This is a genomic window from Endozoicomonas sp. G2_1, assembly GCF_017744155.1.
Classification (GTDB): domain Bacteria; phylum Pseudomonadota; class Gammaproteobacteria; order Enterobacterales; family Alteromonadaceae; genus JAGHQT01.
Genome location: NZ_JAGHQT010000005.1, coordinates 178,994 through 197,189 on the forward strand (window position 1 = coordinate 178,994; position 18,196 = coordinate 197,189).

At 37.2% G+C, this 18,196-nt stretch carries 18 protein-coding genes and 1 pseudogene; 3 read left to right on the forward strand and 16 right to left on the reverse strand.

Features of this window, described 5'->3' with window-relative positions:
* Positions 1-556 precede the first annotated feature (556 nt).
* A complete protein-coding gene (locus J7384_RS08710) occupies positions 557-1,456 on the forward strand; it encodes a hypothetical protein (protein ID WP_209113095.1) in 900 nt (299 codons plus the stop codon).
* On the forward strand, positions 1,446-1,616 hold the full coding sequence (locus J7384_RS08715; RefSeq protein WP_209113097.1) for a hypothetical protein: 171 nt from the start codon (positions 1,446-1,448) through the stop codon (positions 1,614-1,616). Before J7384_RS08710 ends, J7384_RS08715 begins: the two co-directional genes overlap by 11 nt.
* Before the next feature lie 331 nt (positions 1,617-1,947).
* Here the strand turns inward: J7384_RS08715 and J7384_RS08720 are convergent.
* The 15 genes and pseudogenes from J7384_RS08720 to J7384_RS08790 form a co-directional block, all read right to left on the reverse strand.
* Positions 1,948-2,178: pseudogene (locus tag J7384_RS08720) on the reverse strand (transposase); the annotation flags it as partial.
* Positions 2,179-2,277: 99 nt separating this feature from the next.
* Positions 2,278-2,799 (reverse strand): hypothetical protein, encoded by a 522-nt coding sequence (locus J7384_RS08725; RefSeq protein WP_209113101.1) that lies wholly within the window; start codon positions 2,797-2,799, stop codon positions 2,278-2,280.
* Between the two features lie 23 nt (positions 2,800-2,822).
* Positions 2,823-3,164, reverse strand: a complete 342-nt coding sequence (locus J7384_RS08730) for a hypothetical protein (protein WP_209113103.1) — start codon at positions 3,162-3,164, stop codon at positions 2,823-2,825.
* A gap of 49 nt (positions 3,165-3,213) precedes the next feature.
* The gene (locus J7384_RS08735; protein ID WP_209113105.1) at positions 3,214-3,975 is read right to left on the reverse strand and encodes a hypothetical protein; all 762 of its coding nucleotides are present in this window, start codon (positions 3,973-3,975) and stop codon (positions 3,214-3,216) included.
* Positions 3,976-4,061: 86 nt separating this feature from the next.
* Positions 4,062-4,925, reverse strand: coding sequence for an endonuclease (locus J7384_RS08740; RefSeq protein ID WP_209113107.1), 864 nt, complete (start codon positions 4,923-4,925; stop codon positions 4,062-4,064).
* A gap of 42 nt (positions 4,926-4,967) precedes the next feature.
* Positions 4,968-5,108, reverse strand: a complete 141-nt coding sequence (locus J7384_RS08745; RefSeq protein WP_209113109.1) for a hypothetical protein — start codon at positions 5,106-5,108, stop codon at positions 4,968-4,970.
* Between the two features lie 109 nt (positions 5,109-5,217).
* A complete protein-coding gene (locus tag J7384_RS08750) occupies positions 5,218-6,024 on the reverse strand; it encodes an alpha/beta hydrolase (protein ID WP_209113111.1) in 807 nt (268 codons plus the stop codon).
* 95 nt (positions 6,025-6,119) lie between these two features.
* Entirely contained in the window at positions 6,120-7,925 is a 1,806-nt protein-coding gene (locus J7384_RS08755) for an ATP-binding protein (protein WP_209113113.1), read from the reverse strand.
* Between the two features lie 41 nt (positions 7,926-7,966).
* Entirely contained in the window at positions 7,967-9,223 is a 1,257-nt protein-coding gene (dcm, locus tag J7384_RS08760; RefSeq protein ID WP_209113115.1) for a DNA (cytosine-5-)-methyltransferase, read from the reverse strand.
* A 1-nt stretch (position 9,224) separates the two neighbouring features.
* Positions 9,225-9,617: a hypothetical protein gene (locus J7384_RS08765; RefSeq protein ID WP_209113117.1), complete on the reverse strand. Its 393-nt coding sequence runs from the start codon at positions 9,615-9,617 to the stop codon at positions 9,225-9,227.
* 298 nt (positions 9,618-9,915) lie between these two features.
* Positions 9,916-11,802, reverse strand: coding sequence for a hypothetical protein (locus J7384_RS08770; protein WP_209113119.1), 1,887 nt, complete (start codon positions 11,800-11,802; stop codon positions 9,916-9,918).
* A 62-nt stretch (positions 11,803-11,864) separates the two neighbouring features.
* Entirely contained in the window at positions 11,865-12,221 is a 357-nt protein-coding gene (locus tag J7384_RS19345; protein WP_247741705.1) for a hypothetical protein, read from the reverse strand.
* A gap of 774 nt (positions 12,222-12,995) precedes the next feature.
* Positions 12,996-13,868 (reverse strand): TniB family NTP-binding protein, encoded by an 873-nt coding sequence (locus J7384_RS08780; RefSeq protein ID WP_209113123.1) that lies wholly within the window; start codon positions 13,866-13,868, stop codon positions 12,996-12,998.
* 1 nt (position 13,869) lies between these two features.
* Positions 13,870-15,720, reverse strand: coding sequence for a Mu transposase C-terminal domain-containing protein (locus J7384_RS08785; RefSeq protein WP_209113125.1), 1,851 nt, complete (start codon positions 15,718-15,720; stop codon positions 13,870-13,872).
* Positions 15,714-16,373, reverse strand: coding sequence for a TnsA endonuclease N-terminal domain-containing protein (locus tag J7384_RS08790; protein WP_209113127.1), 660 nt, complete (start codon positions 16,371-16,373; stop codon positions 15,714-15,716). Before J7384_RS08790 ends, J7384_RS08785 begins: the two co-directional genes overlap by 7 nt.
* 134 nt (positions 16,374-16,507) lie before the next feature.
* Between J7384_RS08790 and J7384_RS08795 the strand changes: the two genes are divergently transcribed.
* Entirely contained in the window at positions 16,508-17,116 is a 609-nt protein-coding gene (locus tag J7384_RS08795; protein ID WP_209113129.1) for an ATP-binding protein, read from the forward strand.
* A gap of 36 nt (positions 17,117-17,152) precedes the next feature.
* Here J7384_RS08795 and ilvY read toward each other — a convergent pair whose 3' ends face one another.
* On the reverse strand, positions 17,153-18,034 hold the full coding sequence (gene ilvY, locus J7384_RS08800; RefSeq protein WP_209113131.1) for an HTH-type transcriptional activator IlvY: 882 nt from the start codon (positions 18,032-18,034) through the stop codon (positions 17,153-17,155).
* Positions 18,035-18,196: the final 162 nt, after the last annotated feature.

The following is an 18,196-nucleotide window of genomic DNA, read 5'->3' on the forward strand; positions in this document are numbered from 1 at the left end:
CTGAAAAAGAATACATTGAGGTAAAGGGTAAAATAACATTTCGCGATTATTCATTAATAACGAAACTATAAACAACCTTCCTAAAAAATTATTTATCAGTTTAACTATTTTACTACTAGTGAGTAAGGTTAAGAATTTGCATTACTATCCATAAATTGCTCATGATTTTTAATCAAATAGTGAAGAATCTTGCAAAGAGCACTAAGTATCAATGGGTAAAATTATATTTCATTTAACAATGAGGTATATCATATGGATAACTTATACATAGCATGGATTTTAATGCATTTGGGGATTTGTTTTTTTAGTCTTAGTAGAGGAGTCCCCTTTTTAAGTGAGGTTACTATGCACATAATGACGTTTATTTTTTTCATCATGATGCTAATAATAACGTAGTTATTATTTAAGCTGAGCTGTTATGTGATAACTTGGATAAATATCTTTATTGATACTTTTGATTATTTCTGATTTAACCATGGAAATTAGGTGTATAAATGCATACTCTAGTGTAATGGTAATTTAGAAACTCTAGGTAAGATAGGGGCAAGAGAAGTTTATGCGCAGGGAGTTTGTAGAGCATTTTTATAATGGAAAAGAGGCTTGGAAAAGAGAGTTTTTTTTCTTTACTAGAATGCGTGGTATCGTGGTCACGTTCTTATTTACAATTATTTTAACGATCATTACTACAACAGGAGCTCCTTGGTGGTTTGAAAGTTTTCCAAGTTGGTCAATACCTTTTCATTATCTAGCAGGTGGAGTTTTTTTATTCGTAGGTCTTATGTTGACTTATGGTTTTTATTATCTTAGAGAGCGTTCAAGACGCTCCTTAGATATGAAGTATATTCTTCATGAAATAGCTGACTTTGCGAGAAATAAACAAACGGAGTTATATGAGAGCCCATCAGCGCCCATTAAATTGAAGGGATTATCACAAGAAGCGTCAAGTTTGATAAAAAGGTATTTTGAGACTCTTATCCCTAAACATGATATTCAAATTGCTATACGTATTCTATCAGAGACTGAAGAAGGGGAAAAAAAGTACATTACAATTGCTAGGACTGATGGATTTCATAAAGAGAGGCAAAAGACGACAGAACCTTTGGATCCTGAGCAAGGTCTAGCTAAGCTATTGAGGCACAAGGAAGGTAATCGAGGAGTCATAATTATTAACGATCTTCAAAAAGCAGCTAATTTTGGACTATACACAAAATTCAAAAATGATGAAAATTACGGAAGCGACTTTAAAACAATGATAGTAGCACCTCTTAACGGCTGGGATGGTAGTAAGAAAGATATGATTGGAATTCTGTATGTTACTTCAAAAGAAACTACAGTTTTCAGTGAAAAGCATGCTGATTCTCTTGGATTCGCAGCAGACATTATAGCAAAAGTTTTTTCGGCCACCATTAGAGAAAAAGGGTTACCATTTATTAAAGAGGAAGAAAATGAAAAATAATCAAAACGGTTTAACTTTACGTCAAATGAAACAAATAATAGATACACCCTCTATAAAGCCTTTTGGGCAAAGCTCATTTTCTGTATGTGTTTCAAGGTTACTTAAAGCCGAAGATCGTCTTGATAAATTACAAAAAAAAAGTTCAAGGAAACGAGATTAAAGTGTACTAGCCCAGGTGAATAAATCTTAACTTTATCTGTCAGGTTCTACACACCCCTTGGCTGAGTTAAGTTAAGGCGATGATGGAAAATAAGTAACAGAGGATATGCCAATATGCTGCGCCTAAGAGGACACACTTAATATAAAAAAACACAGAAACAGGGGCGTTAATGTGATGCCAGACTTGGATCTCGTCTGTATCTGATGGTTCGTCTTTATAATCGTACATCTTGCCTCTATAGTAGTGCCATGCGATGGTCTTATAAAGATATTGAATAAAGTCGGCAATCAAGAAATAGCCATTGAGTATCATTTTCATGAGAAAGAAATTGAAAAATTTCTGACATCACGCCTTTTTTAGACCACAAGTTAAACCGCCTAAATACAGCACTCCAGTCGCCGAACTCCCTTGGCAAACCTCGCCATGGAATTCCTGTTCTCATGCGGTATAAAATACCTTCGAGTGTCATTCTGTGTTCAGGCTTATTATAAATACGACCTGTTAAATACATGATTTTGGATAGCAATTTCCAGCTATCATCTGTTAGCATTAGTCTCTGCATTTGGGAAGGTTAAACTGATTTTTGGCGAAACCATTATAACTAACCCATTTGCTGTTTACTTTTCATACCACAAAGCTCAACACGCTCTAGTTAAACTTATTATCTTTTGTCTACTGTCCAAGTTTGTTCTCGATATTCTAAACCTTTGCATTCCACAAGCTGAATAACATTTCGGTTTTGAGATCTTAGATCTATACATCTACCGTAGGCCTCATTCCTAAGCCTGATTTTTCCTCCAATTTTGACATATGAATCTCGAATGGATGAAATGTCATTTTGAATTGAACTTATTATATGTTTTTGTGCGTTAACGTCAGCAGTTACAGTGCTGATGTGAGAATCCAGTTCTTGCCTTTTCCCTTCTACATGAGAGTCAAAAATTGCTTCTTGAGATTCTCTAAGTTTGGTGTAAAGCTCGTTAACTGTAGTCGCATTAACTTGTAGAGCAGCTACTTCTTGTTTCAGTTCATCTATGTTTTGCTTCACTGACAAAATGGCTGTAATTCCCCAACCACCAGATATACCAAATATACCTGCAACTATTACGACAACCCATGCAATGCTCTTAAGCTTTTCGATTTGCTTTTCTAATTTTTCTATTCTTTCTTTATGTTCGTCCATAAATACTCCAATTTTATATATTGCTATTTTTTAGGAACTTCTAAAACAAGCTTTTTATAATAATTTTGGTTTATGACTCCACAACTTGTACCATCTTGCGAACCATACATTACTACAAGGCTGGTTTGATCTGCTTTATCGCTGTTGCCACAATTAAATTCCCCTGTAGCTTCATGAGATGCGACGAGTGATATCCCATTTAATCTTTTATGAGCTCTATCCAATTCAGTTTGGAGTACAGCAAGCTCTTTTTCTGTCACACCACCTAATGCCTTTATAATCCATGAGCCATTAATTGACCCAATAGCACCGAGAATAACTGTTGTAGCAACACCTATTAAAATACTCTTTGAAATATCATTCATAATAAATACTCCATCCTAGCTAAGTAAAAATAAAATGTTTATATTTTGTTCAAGCTATGTTATCGGCATCAATAATAGCTTCAGCTAATTGCATCGCTATATCTTTGGTTTGAATAAGTCCTTTGAAGTGCCCTTGATTGTCAATGACAGGGGCTTCTTCGAGATTATTTGAATGCAAATAGCGCATCACATTGAGTTTAGATGTAGTGGTTGTTAAAAGTGCGCCTAAGCTGTCTTCTTTAAATTTTATATGGGTGTTTCTGTTGTGAAGGCTTTCAACAAATGTTGTGAGTTCTTCATTTGTGTTGTTTATTGTCACCGCAGAGACGGGTATTAAGCATAGAAACTTATGAGCCGTGCTATCAATTCTAAAGTACTTAATGTTGTTCATTACTTCTATTTGATTCTTAATGGCTCTTGCATTGTAGGCACGCCTATTTCTATAACGGAAAGTCAGCACTTTAGCATCTGAGGGTATAGGCTCAGCTCCTTTGGTTTGGTGCTCACTATCAATATCCTCCTCACCTAACATTTCTTGAATAATATCAGGGTCAAATTCTTTTAGGTCATGTACGGGTTTTGATAATTGGCTTTCAATCTCAACACCAAAACCTTTGAAAGAGGAAATGATGCCAGCTTTAAACATGCCAACTAGCATCGGAAAAAGACCTATAGCCAACCACTGGGCTTTTAAGTCTAGGAACTTGCCATTTGCGCTAGTTTGTTCGATGTAAAGAAAATAAAAAATAAGTATGGAAGTGACGACTCCACCGAGTAACCACCAATGGCGATTACGAATTGTGATATTCATTATCGCTCCTAAACATTCCGTTTTTTGGTTTAAAGTCTTTATTTAACATGGTATTGGCTTTTGCTGACTGAATATTCGAGAATGATTTAGTTTCTCGGGGCTCTCCAACCTGCTGATTCAGCCTCTTCAATACTACAAAACCAGCGTTCGCCCTTGGATAAATCAATTTTTACCTTACTGTAACTTCGAGAGCTTTGAGTGTGGTAAATACGTCCAGAGCGAGAAATGTTACCTTTAATGTTACAAGAGGGAGGTTCATTTGATGCTAGAGGAGGAGCGCTTGAGAAAATTGAGTTTGCAGCAAGGTGATCATCAATGAATCTATTTCTATTACCTTGGAGCTTTTCTATTTCATTGTTTCGCCACTTTTCGTGCTCGTCAGGCTTGTCTGCTGCGTTCCAATCAAGTAGTAGCGAAAGCATCTTGCCGTCAATATTAGAGCCATATTCATCCATAATATAAAATACAGCTCTTGCCGCGTCACCACGCACATTTTTAGGAGGTTCAATAACTCCCATGTCTGGATCAACTTCAAAATCACAGCCACCAGGGATGCGCGGATGTTTGTAAACTTTTTTACTATCGTCTTTTCCTATAACGTCAAAAAGGTAATTACTTCGGTCTTGGTTTACTTGCCCTATTGCAGGGTGCAAATTGTGTAAATCAGCTTCCATTAGATTAAATCTATCTGAATGCTTTCTGCACCATTTTCGAGACTTGCCAGGGCAGCCTGCGGCTTCTTTCATCCATGATGCAGGGAAGATATGCTCGACTTGAAGACCTTTCCTATTGCTAAAATTAACTTTGCAATAAAATGTTTTACCGCCATTTTTGTAGAGCTTTGGATAAATATATTTGTCTCTTGCATCATCATAATCTGGTATTTTCGTTTGGTCAGCAAATCCTACAAATGATATTAAAGCTAATAGCAACGTAGATATTCTTTTCATGAAATTGTCCTTGGCTTTTTAATTTTTACAATACAATTTAAATCATGGAAGTTCTTTAAGTTGGTACGCGATATTCCACATTTCTAATAATTCTTGATATTCAAGTATTTCTTCTTCTGAAGCTTCACCAGCCAACATTTTTTCCGATAAAAACTCCATTCTTTTAACTTGCTCTAATGTCATGTTTAGTATCCTTATTAAACAACACAAATAACGTCTGAATATTGCGTTTCGACTTGCTGTTCTTAGCAGCATACGAGCTATACAACATCTTTTTAGCTAAAGGTTTTGGTTACGAAAGTGTCCTAAACTTTTGTGCTGGTTGTTTTAATGTGTAGTCGTTTAAATAGCGATAGAACGCTTTGGCGTGTTTGTAGCCGCCATGTGACGAAACGACTTTTTTGCAGTTCACCACGTATATGTTTTTCTTTCTCAGTACATAGCTTCTATCTTCTGGGCCACAAAGTCCGAGTGCGGTGTCAAATTCCGCCGTTCGGTAAGCAACGTTAAGCACTCCATCACGGAAAGAATGGAAAACATGAAGGTGCTGACAACGCAGTGTTGAAGTATAAAACTCTTCGCCGGTTTCAAGGCACTCATTATCAACTGCTGGAGCCGTTGAAAAATAATTGCGAATAAGAGGCTTCTGAGCGCCTTTTAACGCTTTTAGTGTTACTCTGGCACCAAGACTATGGGATAACACGTCAATGCTTGCTGTTTGCGGCTCAAGCGTTGTTAGAAGCCTTCTAAACATGCGCGCTGCACTATCGGCTCGTCTTTTGGCTTTGTACCATTCAGCTGGATTGTCACATCCAGGCCATGAGTAACCTAGTATAAAATCGTAATGATTCCCGCCTTTAGTAGTCAGCTCTTTTTCTAACAATTCATAAGCATCATATGCTTCGTAAGGCTCATTGTTGTAGCCATGAACTAATATAAGCACTTTTTTTCCACTAACCGTAGCGGAGAGGTTACTCAGCGGGACTTTCTGTCCATTGTGGCTGTCGTTACTGAGATTGATGTCGTAAATGGTATGTTCGCCATTGGGCGCAATATCGTCTGGATGCGAAAAATCTTTGCGGGCACTAATGATATACATTGCAGCTCTCCTTAATTCCTTGCTTTAAATAAACGTAGTAGCAAATTAGGAAAGCTGCAAATGTAATATAAATTTAGCTAGTTAAATCTATTACATTAGTTTTTACAGTGTTTTTCGACTAAATAAATTATAAAAGGCTCAAGAATAATAAAAGCTGGCTTTAAATCCATAGCAGTATGATTCCAGTAAACTCCTGAATGCTTTGTACAATTTCCTTTAGTTGAAATATCAGAAACAACCCTTTTAAGTTCTGTTCTTGTCGTTTTTTCCTTTGTGTACTCATTTATTTTCGACCCTAAAAAATCAGGGAATGAAGTCGATGAGTTTCTTCCTATTAAGGCGGTGAACATTTCGAGAAAAGACCATGCACCAACGTAAGCAAGAACTGAATGTTTTTTGAGTGATATAGTGCATAAAGACGAGTACAAATGTTCTGGCTTATTTCCTGTCAATTGCTTTAAAGTGTTGTTTAACTTTTCAGAAAAAGAGACTCTATTTTCTGGAAGTGGTTCCAAAAAGCCGTTGTTATTGCTACTGCCAGTATTTGTATTCTGTGATGAATTGTTCTCATCAGAAGGTGCGCTACTTTGATTACCTTCAGGTTCAGGCATTTCGCCTTGTTGTGTTATTTCATCAGGAGAAGAAGGGGGTTCTGTTGACTCATTTTCCGGTATTGTATCAGAAGCGTTCAAACCATTAGTTTGCACTAAGCTGACGCCATTCTTGTTAATTTCTGCATGCAATTGCTTATCTAAAAGCTCTTTAACTATCGATTGATTATGTTCAAGTTTAGACACTTTATTTCGAAAGTAATTTGCTTGAAAGAGTAAATCAACATTGTAGTCCGTCGTCAATTTTTTACGTAGTTCATCATAGAGACCTTTTAAATTCTCATTAAAATTAGTCTTCATAAAATCGACAGGAAAAGTATCTAGATTTAATTCTCCGTATATACGCTGTGCGGCATATTTATTTTTAGTGCCTAGTAATAGCTCAGGTATATTACTTCTAACCGTAGTACCTTCTATAACTCGATTATTTCTAAGTAGTCGTAAACCAGGTTGCACATAGCTACCTGTTTCTCTCAACATAATAAATCCATGAACCTTCCTTGATTTATAAACGAAATCAAATGGTATTTTCCAGGTTACTAGGGCTTGCTCTTTAACATCACCATTTTTAGTAACAGGAGGGTACACCATTACTTTAGGCTGACTTAGCTGTGTTTTTTTCTTATTAGGTGAAAGTAACTTCCCATCATAATAAAATTCTATAGAAACTTTATTTCTATAGTTCATAAATGTTTCCGCAATGAAAGGAATGATCACATCTTGATAATGCTCTGCTGACTCAAAGCGAATATGGTTTCTTAGAATTATGTTGGTGTAGTGTTCTGACGCTGAAGCGTCAGTCGATATCACCTCGGCAGAACTTTGATTGTTTTTTAATAGTTTTTGTAACTCAAAATTAAAATCTAACTTTTCATTTTCACCTAATGCAGAAGTTTTGATAGACCAGTTATCAGTGAACCAAATTGAAGAACTCTTCATCCCGATCCCATAGACGCTTAGGCTATCAGTGGAGTGAATACCTAGTTGAACACCCAATCTTAGAGCTCTGTGGATATCTTCTCGTTTAATACCCCCTGCGTTATCTGAAATAACAATTTGATTTTCTTTGCTAGAAATCTCAATTTTTATATTGAGCTTTGGACTAGAGTCAGTATCTAATTTTGCAAGTTTTTTTTCACTATCTATAAATGACTGGATAGAGTTATCAATGAATTCAGCAAATGCTGTTTCAAGATCATAATTTAAATGTTGGAGAACACCATAAATTTGCATTTCAGGAGAAACATCTACTGAAAAGTTTTTGGAGGCTTTAGGATCATCCTTGCTCATTATTTTTTCCTTATTAAACTAAACTAAAATAACGTTCTGTATCAGGCAGTTTTCCATAATTTCAAGTTGGTTGCAATTAACTCTACAACTTTTGCATTAACTGCATTTCCTAGTGCTTTGAATGACTGAACTAAACCTTCAGGTAAGTTCTTTAACTCATGCAAGTTTTGGAGTTTGGCAGCTTCATGAGCTGAAATATATCGATTCTGTGATGGAATAATTGGTATCTGTGTGGGAGTCATAGATATTAATGATGGTGCTATTTCTGGTTTTAATATTCGAATGCCAGAGGCTCTAAACTGCACAATATGGTTATAAATGTTATGTTCATAGTGTTTTCCTCTCCATTCAAGTATTTGCCAGCTATTGTTTTCTTTATTTATTGATTTAGACCAATCATCGATTATTGCAGAATTACTCGAATATATTGAGCGACTATACATTACAGATTTTTCAAGCCAGTTAGCGACCTTTTTATTCTTTCTACAATAACTTGGTAAACGCTCCAATAATTCAGTCCATGTTTTACAATCAGACAAAGATGTACCATACGCACCTTTATATTCACGCATTTTACTCAAACTCAATGAACTAAAGTCCAATGGGTACGTAGCTCCAAACTCCGGTGCAACAAGAGAAACAGAAGAAAACTTACCTAAATTTATTTTTGAAAGTAATGACTGCCAATGCGCTAGTAATTCGACTTTTTTGGGTTCTAAAGTCTTGGATTCACATTTATCATCAAGAATATCAAACAACGACTGTTTATCTAGTTGCATATATTCAGGCCAAGTAAACTCCTCATCGGCTAATTTACTACCAACAATGAAAACACGTTTTCTATTTTGAGGTATCCCGACGTCTACTGGGGAAATAACCTTATATTCAAGTTTATAGCCTATTTTCTCGAATGAACTTTGCATATAGTCCCAAAATGAACCCTGAGCAATCGTAAGAACATTAGGTACATTTTCTAGAACAATAAATCTGGGTTTATGATGCTTAGCAATGCGTATAACATGATCGATTAGTTTACCTGACTCAGGGCATTCAGCTCCCTTTTTCTTTCCTGCTAATGAAAAAGGCTGACAAGGGAAGCCTGCGCACATAACATCATGCTCAGGTATGATTTTTTCATCAACTTTAGTAATGTCTCCGTGAGGTTTTATTCCATAGTTCTTAAGGTAGAGTTCTCTCAAATGAGGTTCAAGCTCGCAGGCAAACACACATTCATACCCACTATTTATAAAACCGGTGTGAAAACCACCAAGACCCGCAAATAAATCGATAAACTTCATATTAACTTCCTTGTAATGTTGATGCGTTGGCTATATCAGCGATATTTTTAAGTAAACCTCTTACCTGTTTTTCAATCAGAGGGTTACTTTGTACAGCTGCTTCTATTTGTAAAAATTCTTTCTTTAATTTCGACTCTTCTTGAATTTGATGTTTTGGTACATCTATTTTTAAAAAGTCGCATAGTTTTGATACACGCTCACTATTTATTTCGAAATTATTTTTTTTAATCCTCTGTACAAAATCTTTATCAAGGCGCGGAAAACCAGCTTGAATTTCTTCGGCATATTCAGCGTTAAACGCTTCACAGCATTGCCTTAAAGAAAGTCCTTGCTGAAAAAGTTCACTTTTAACCAGCTCCGCAATTTGAAAATTTGTAAGTTTGTTATAATTCATAGTCGTGTTTAATTAATGCAATTGTTATAAATGTATCAAATATGTACGACAGTACAAGTTAAAATTTAAACAAAGCGTTAAATTTTATTTTAAGGCTTTGAATAAAAATGAGTTTTATCAAAAGATTTATAAATGCTGTTGTTTAGTAATCAAGTGGTTATTGAATATTGAGTTAAGAATGGAATTAAACTGTAGAGTAGCTATTATTTAGAAATCTTCGAAACTAAGTATGTTTCTCAGAAGTTTTATTAACTAGCATTTTATCTGATACAACATTTTTTATTTTTTCTAATGTTGTTTAATTAAGAGTGCTTATCCATTTTTGTATTCTATCTTGATAAAAATCAGTCATCGCTTTTAAGCGTTTTTTATCATCAGTTTCATCAAATATATCGCGATTATGCGCAAATTTTTGCTTGTATGGCATTGTTGAGTTTTTGCGCCATGTCTGTCGGCTTTTAACGTAAGTTCCTAATTCCTTCTCTAATTCTCTAGGTAATTTTTTTAGGCCATCGCTGAAGATTATTCCCGCAAAACGATCATTTTTTTTAAGACGCTCAAACTCTAATATATAAGCAAAAGCAAACTTATATTTGAGCTCAAAAATTAAGAACTTACGACAACGTTTGATTTGCTTTATTCGATAATGAGGTGATGCTTGGCTATCAAATTCTCCTGGTTTTTTTTGATCAGTCATCACCCAGTTCGCAGGTGATTCTAAATCTCTTAATTTTGTCGGCACAATATTTTCTTTTGAGCCAAGATGCTTGCTCTCTTCTATGCTGACTGGAAGCCGTCTGTTTTTAATTGTGAGATTATTTATTTCAACGTTTGAAATAGCTGAAATGTAATTGTTGAGTGTTTTGGAATAGCTATGTTCAATATTGTCTGAGCCAGATTTTTTTAATGCTGACTCTGATGTAACCCTGTAACCACTTTCGAGTTTTCCAAGTTTTTCATTATTGGTGTTTACGCCGCTATTTCCGTGAGATAAAGCGTCTATTTCTCCAGTGCCGACATAAACTATAATTTTCTTTTTACCAGGATGTTTTAGCTCTCTTTTATCTATTTTTCTTATCGTTGTACCTTCCAATCCTTGATGTATTAATTCAGATTCATCAAACACCATATGTGTTATTTCAATTTGACTATCTGTTGCTCCACTCGATTTTATTTTGTCTTGGTTTTGTTCTTGATGAGTGTCGTCGTCACCATTACTAATCGAATGTTCGCTGCCTTTTTTGTTCGGCACAGGTTTCTTCTTGAATACAACACCATCTTCATATTCTTTGGCCTCACCTCTATTGTCGTTATCTCGTCCAAAAACTAAGTTTTTAAATGGGTAAGCACCTGAACAAGCTTCAATGCTTGAAACAAGTAACTGGTTACTATCAGCTATTGGTTTGGCCTCTACTTTCCATTGAAGGTTGCCATGCACAAAAGGCGCACAATATAGACTTAGTTTGCCGCTGGGTAGCTTTTTATGCGAGCTTTTTTGGTGAATTTCACAATAACGTTTTTTTGCATATTCACTGTAAAATATTCGGCCAACATGTGGCGCAACAATGTCATACATTTCCGCTCTTAAATGAACGTAATTGATCCTATTGTCAAACTCTTTGATGGTTTCTATGGAAAGCTTCTTGTGGTAAAGAACGTTTGTACCTTTACCGCTCATTGCTGCTTTAAGAAGGCATGAGTGAGGTAGATAAAATGCGGCGATAGCTGTTGCCGGAACGACAAGCTCTACGCTTTCTTGTGTTTCTCTGTTGAATGCCTGGCATCTCATAGCCCATTGCTGATGATATTCACGACTCAAAAGTTCGTATTTTTCAAATATAGTTGGAGATAGGATTGTACTTATTGGTTCTAGCTTTAGTTTTGGATCTAATGACAATGAGACAACAAATTTTTTTCTGCGATTGCGATCTGTTTTTTTTTGAATCTTGCCATTTTCGTCAAAAACGTCACCTCTTTTGAATACGCTGAGGATACCTATATTTGTAGGTTCAACGACGAATGATTCGGCTTTAGCTTTGTTCTCTTTTTTATCAAAACCAGTAATGGTGGTGTTTAAGAAAGACTCTTGATTACTGTTAAATGTTAATTCACCGAAGGAGAAGAGTAAGTTACATGGATGAAGTGGTTTGCTTATATAGAATGATAGTGAACGACCTTTTTTCAATGTTACCTTACCTTGGTTAATATCGCTTAATGGACTGATTTAATGATACTAAGGGCGGTAAGCTAATTTTTCCAGCTAAAAACTCGCATTAAGTGTGTCTCTTGTTTCACCTGTGAAGCAAACTTACTTTTTAGTCTCTTCGGTATTTTAAAAGATCGGTCTTTTCCGAGTATTTCTCCGATATTTGGTTGCGAGGGCGCATATCCCATTTTTATTAACAGTTTTATTGCTTGGGTAATTTCATCTTCACTAACATGACAGTACTCTTTGCTGAGCTTGGTTCGCATGACCTGATGTAACCAGTAAGGCCATTTATGTCTTGTCTCTTGATAAAAAGCACTTTGGCAGAAGTATTGGCTCTTATGCAGTGCAACAAGATTTTCCGGCCACTGTGATAATAGTCTTGCAATAATACTCATTATTTCGAACCTGATACTTAACGACAGGGTTGTGTAATCAGGTCGTTGGTCTTTTAACTGATCGCATAATAAGCAGAAGATGGAACGCCTAATTCCTTTGACTAAAAATGCGAGCCCTTTAAAGAGTAGAAAGCTGTGGATATCGAGTGATTGCCACTTAATCCAATGTTGTTCGTTTGCCGTGATAATTTGCTTAGTTAAAGAAATGAGAGCTGTATCATTAACCTTGATTATCGGAGCTTTTGTTAAAAGTACTAGGCACTTGTCACACCTGAGCATTGAATCATGACGAACATCTAGCCTATGAAAATTGATTGGTTCTGCGCATCTAAAGCATCGGTCATAAAGTTTTATATTGTGCTTTGGACAAACCGTAACATGAGCTAATCGCCAGTGCCGACGATAGTATGGTGACTCTTTAAGACATAACGGGCAATATTGGAGCCAAGGTTTTGTTTTTCTAAAGCCAACTAGTGTGGTATTGAGTAGTGTGATTTCTGAATTGTTATTGGGAGTGCGTTCGATACCGTAAAACTTGTATTGTGGCATCAAGAGTTTAGTGATTTGGCTCTGAGGGTATGGGGTGATACTACATATTACTGAAAGGTGTTTATCATCAAGATATTTATCAATATCTTTCGCCCATAAGTTTGTTTGAAAGTGATGTTTAACAAATAAATATGGGTCACATAGATTTTCTCTTGCGAGCCTTGAAAGCCATGATGAAAGACATTCATCACCGTAAGGCTTCGGCCAGCTCAACAGCATTTTAAGTTAGACTTTTCTTCTTACTTCTGGAGCTATCCAATCTATTTTAGAGAGCGTTTTAAGCGTAATTTGCTCTTCGCCGTTTTCAATCGCGTACTTCGCCGCTCTTTTTAAAATAGCGTCAATTTCGCCAATCCAGCCCCCACTCATGGTATAAATCTCCATCGCAATATCTTGTTGTTGTAAATTGGATGGGGCTCTAAGTGGTATTATTTTTTCGAATGTAGCTAAGAGCTTTCTGTATTCGGAGCTGAGCTGCCATCGAGGCAATACTATTGGTTCAAACCTATTGGCGAGTTGGTTATCAGATAATATCGCTGTATGTGCTTCTTGCGTACCAGCCCCAATAATCGAAATTTGGCATCGATTACCTATATATTTAAGGGCATCTAACATTTGTGCTTTTTTGAGCTTCGTCGTGTTCATTAAAACGTGAAGCTCATCAATCAACAAAACTTTTACTTTGTATAATTCAATAGCATCAAATGCTAACTGTGCTTTAACATCTTTTTTTGACGAATAACTGTAAGTGATGTGAAGAACATTCAGTATTTGAGTGTAAATAGTGTCAGGGCTAGCATCTGGCGGTATTTCAATGAAAATGACCGGTACGACCATTTTATCCTCATAAGGACACTCATAAGGTTGATGCGACTTTAAGAATCGCTCTAATAGAAAAGACTTACCATTATTGGTATGAGACTTAATAAGTAAATTGGGCATTCTATGAGTTTTAGGATGATTTAATATATCTTCCATGCGTTTTAGTGTGTTATTTGCGTTTGAATAACCTATCCAACGGCGCTTTAACGTTTCATGAATGCGCTCTTTAGCGGGTAAGTCGGCAATATGCAGAACTGATTTGTGTAAATGTTTCATATTAAATATCTATATCAATATCGTCGAAGGGCTCTTCAATTGACCAATCAGGTTTGATGACTTCTGGTGCCTTTGGTGCGACATGTTTTACTGATTGTTTTAACTGGGTTTTACGTTGTGCTGCACGTCGAGTGGCTTTAGTTGATTTTTCTGCTTGCTCGGAAATAGCTAGTAACTCTCGGTGTGCTTCGATAATTTTTTGCTCGTCAATTTTACTTTTGCCTTTTTCTCTTAGCAGCTTATTTATTTTGGTGAGTTCAAAACGAGTCATATTCTCTGCGGTGCGCTCTACTCTTGGTATTTCAATGTAATCTTGAGTATCGGGATCTAAGAAGTAGATATGATTAATTTGGTGTAGCTCATATTTGATAATGTACTTACCGTCTTCAGCATCGGACTTTACGTTGATCCATTTTGCTATCGCTGGATGGAAGTAGTGAATATTATCAATTGAAATGCCGTAACGTTGCACTGAGCGCTTTACATAAGGCAAAAAATCTAGATAGAGTCTGCGTTCATCTTCTACAAATTCTGGTAAGCCAGTAGGGGGATTGTCGTTATGGCTCTCAAACAAACCTTCTTCAAACTTAGAAATGGGAGACTGTTTTAAATCGCTATGAGTTCTTTGATGATAGTACTTAGTGATATATGTTACGAGCCATTTCTGAAACTCTGAAAACGTAAAAATAGCTCGTCCTTCAGAGTCATAATCTAGTTTGTCTTGAGGGTTTTTAAAGGTTGTTCCGCGTAGGTTGTTTAAATCGTTCTTTACTGTACGCATCAAACGCTCAACATGCCCGCCAAAATCAGGCCGACTCAATGGCCGCCAGTTAATTTGAATGCCATAGTTGAAGCAAGCATGGTCGAGGGATTTGCTTCTAAAATCAGCACCATTATCTGCATGGATAACTCTCATTATTCCCCATATAGGCCATTCGGTCGTAATACCTTGATGAGATAACCAGCTTTCTTTACGAGAGATAGCGTGTGTTATACACATACCAACAGTTGTTGCGCTTGGGGCTTCTAAAGCAAGGTAGTAACCAACAATAGCTCGACTATAAACATCGATAGCAAACGTTACCCAAGGTCTGCATATTGGCAGTCTTTCTTTATCATCAACCAGCATGACGTTTGGCTTGGTATGATCTATTTGTATAACATCGAGAGGGTAGTTTCCCTGTGGGAACTTGCTTATTTTCGGGTCAAATTGTTGAGCTGCAATTGCTTTGCTAAAACGTTTTTGTGTTTGAATTTTAGGAGCTGTTTTTTTAGCTCTTCTAGAGTACGTCTTATATGAACAGGGGGTTACACCCGCATTTAAGCAGTCAACTTCATAACTTTTATACGCGACACTAATATCAGGGCGCTCAGGAACAAGGTAGTGTTTTTCAATGCTTTCTTGAAGAATGAGCTCTTGTTCTTGGTTAAGCCTTGATTTGCCTGAATCGATCCGTTTAATACGAACGAGAGAAGAAACTTTTCCTGAACTTTTATAACGTTTTATCCAACGGTAAATCGTTGCTCTTGATGTCCCCGATTTTTCTGCAACGCTAATAACATCTTTTGTTGTTATTTTGCTTTCAAGCGCAAGTAAAGGCTGAATCGTTTTATATCGGCTTTCTGCAAGTTGCCAATCTTTTTCTGATAACAATAAACTGTCAATATCATTTCGTTTTGAGGCATCATCTTCCTCGTTTACGGGAGTGATGTTGGCAATATTGATACGTTCCAATTCATCTGTGGCAAGGTTGATAGCGAGCACATATTGCAAGTTAACAACTTTATGTAATCTATATTTCTGCTGCCCAACAGCAACGATAAGACCGGGTTGTAGCGCGACTGTTAACATACTGTGCTCCTTAGCTCGCTATCGAGCATCAATGCTGAGTCCATTGATAAAGGTAAATTTAAGTCAACTGAAATAACACCACTATAAATCATGCGCCAAAGTACAGGCATTGCCTCGGCTTGCTTGATTTTGGATGAGAAGGTTGCTGCCAATAACTCTTTTGGTGTTGCATCCCCCAAATCGACGAATGAGCGTAATATCGCATCCCTAAAAGCTTCTTCTGAATGAGATACGGTAAGGTTAAATCGAGATAAAAACTCTAAGTTTTTTAACCTTTGGGTTCTAATTTCTTTATCTGTAATTATTTTGAATTTATAGCCTTGCTGATTGCAGTACTTTATTGCTGCCTTGAACTTAGGTTTTAATTTGTTGAAGTTTTTTTGTAACTCACTACGGTATTTGACTTCGTAAATCACCGTCTTTTTATTGTTGTAAGTAACCATAAAATCAGGTGTATAAGTTCTGTTTCCCTCAAGCCCAATTTTAATTGGTTGCTCTAAAAAATGAGTGACATGTGGGTCACTGTCTAGGATTAAGACAAAATCCCTCTCTAATGAAGATTCGGCATCTACCATTTTATTGAGTTTTTTGCTTGGAACTTTGGCTGTTAAGTTGGCATAGCCCGCTTTAATTTTTCGTTGCGCAATCGACATTTGTAATACAATCTCAAAAATTCTGTCACACAGAAAAAAAGTATCATTTTCTATGTCTAAGCAGTATCAAATAATTAGTCAGAAAATGTAAATCAACTCTTATTTAGGCTTTATATTCTCAGATAGATTGTCTTTTGTCAGAGTTTGAACGCAAAGTACTCGATGTACTGCGAGAGCCGATGGAGTCGGGTGAAGTGACGATTTCCAGAGCGCTCAGTAAACAAACCTTTCCCGCCAATTTTCAGTTAGTTGCGGCGATGAACCCATCACCAACTGGATTTTACAACGATAACCGCAGTACGCCAGAACAAGTGTTGCGTTACTTAAGCAGGTTGTCAGGGCCATTTCTCGACCGTATCGATATTCAAATTGAAGTGGCACGTTTGCCAAAAGGGATGTGGGCTAATGACGACAGTCGAGCAGAGACCAGTGCTGAAGTTCGACAGCGGGTTGAAGCCTGTCACCAACGGCAGATCAAGCGACAAGGGAAAGTGAATGCCGAGCTAAGCAGTACGGAGCTGAAACAATACTGCCGCTTGTCGGCAAATGACAGTGAATTTTTAGAATTGGCGATTGAAAAACTGAGAATGTCGACCCGAGCTCACCACAAAATTCTCAAGATAGCTCGCACCTTGGCAGATATTGAAGCGAAAGCCGATATTGAGCACGAACACTTGATTGAAGCGCTGTCTTATCGCGCCATGGATCGAATCTTACGGCATTTGACCGAGCAAGTAGCCTAGTGCGTTTACCAAGCAGGTAGTTCTAAATTTGCTTAGTTATTGACTAATAGACTGCAAAAACGCTTGCACTAAAGGTTGCTCTTTACGGATGTTAAGACAGCAAATACCGAGCTCAAATGGCGCAATATTGTGTTTTTCTGATAAGTAATAAACGCGGTCTTTCACCGGACTGTTATCAACCACTACTTTCGGCGCAATGCCGACACCACAGCCTAGCGCCACCATACTGACAATCGCTTCATGACCTGAAACCGTCGCGTAAATATTGGGTTTGCCAAATTGTAATTTTCGATACCATTGCTCGAAGCGCGAGCGCGCTGAACCGTGCTCAGGCAAAATAATCGGTACTTGTGACCAGTTAATTGATTCTGCTTGCAGCACTTGTTGGGTATGACAAGCCACCGTTGGGGCAATTAATGCCAACGGGATTTGGGCAATAGGGTGAAAGTAATAACTGCCTGATAAATTATCCGGCTTGGCGGCAATCGCCAGATCGACCGCTTGTTGCTGAACTTGTTGCAACGCGTCTGCGGCATCACCTGTGGTTAGCATAATTTCTACCAAGGGATGTTGCTGGCGAAAACTGTCAATTAACTTTGGCAAATGGCTATAAGCTGCGGTGACTGAACAGTAGATATGAAGCTTGCCGGTTAACTCGGCTTGTTGTTGGTTGAGCTTTAATTGCAGCAGTTGGTATTGCTCAAGATATTGATCGGCAAACGCTTTTAATTCAATACCGGCGCTGGTCAAACTAACACTGCGGTTATCGCGGTGCAGCAGTGTACAACCCAACTCTTGCTCGAGACGTTGGATCGCTCGGCTTAACGTGGAGGGACTGACATGGTAAAGCTCGGCAGTTTGACTAAAATGTAAACTAGTCGCGAGCTGTTGGAACATTTTAAGTGATTTAGTATCCATGTTTTCGCCAGAGTGCTAAGTAATATCTCATGCTGCAATACTTGATGTTGCGATTTTTGCAATATAGTAGTGCAAATATATCATTTTAAGCAACGGGTTGCTTGAGGTATGCTCAGTTTCATCGAATAAAAGCAAGTTATGTGATTATCGCTGAGTCGGTAG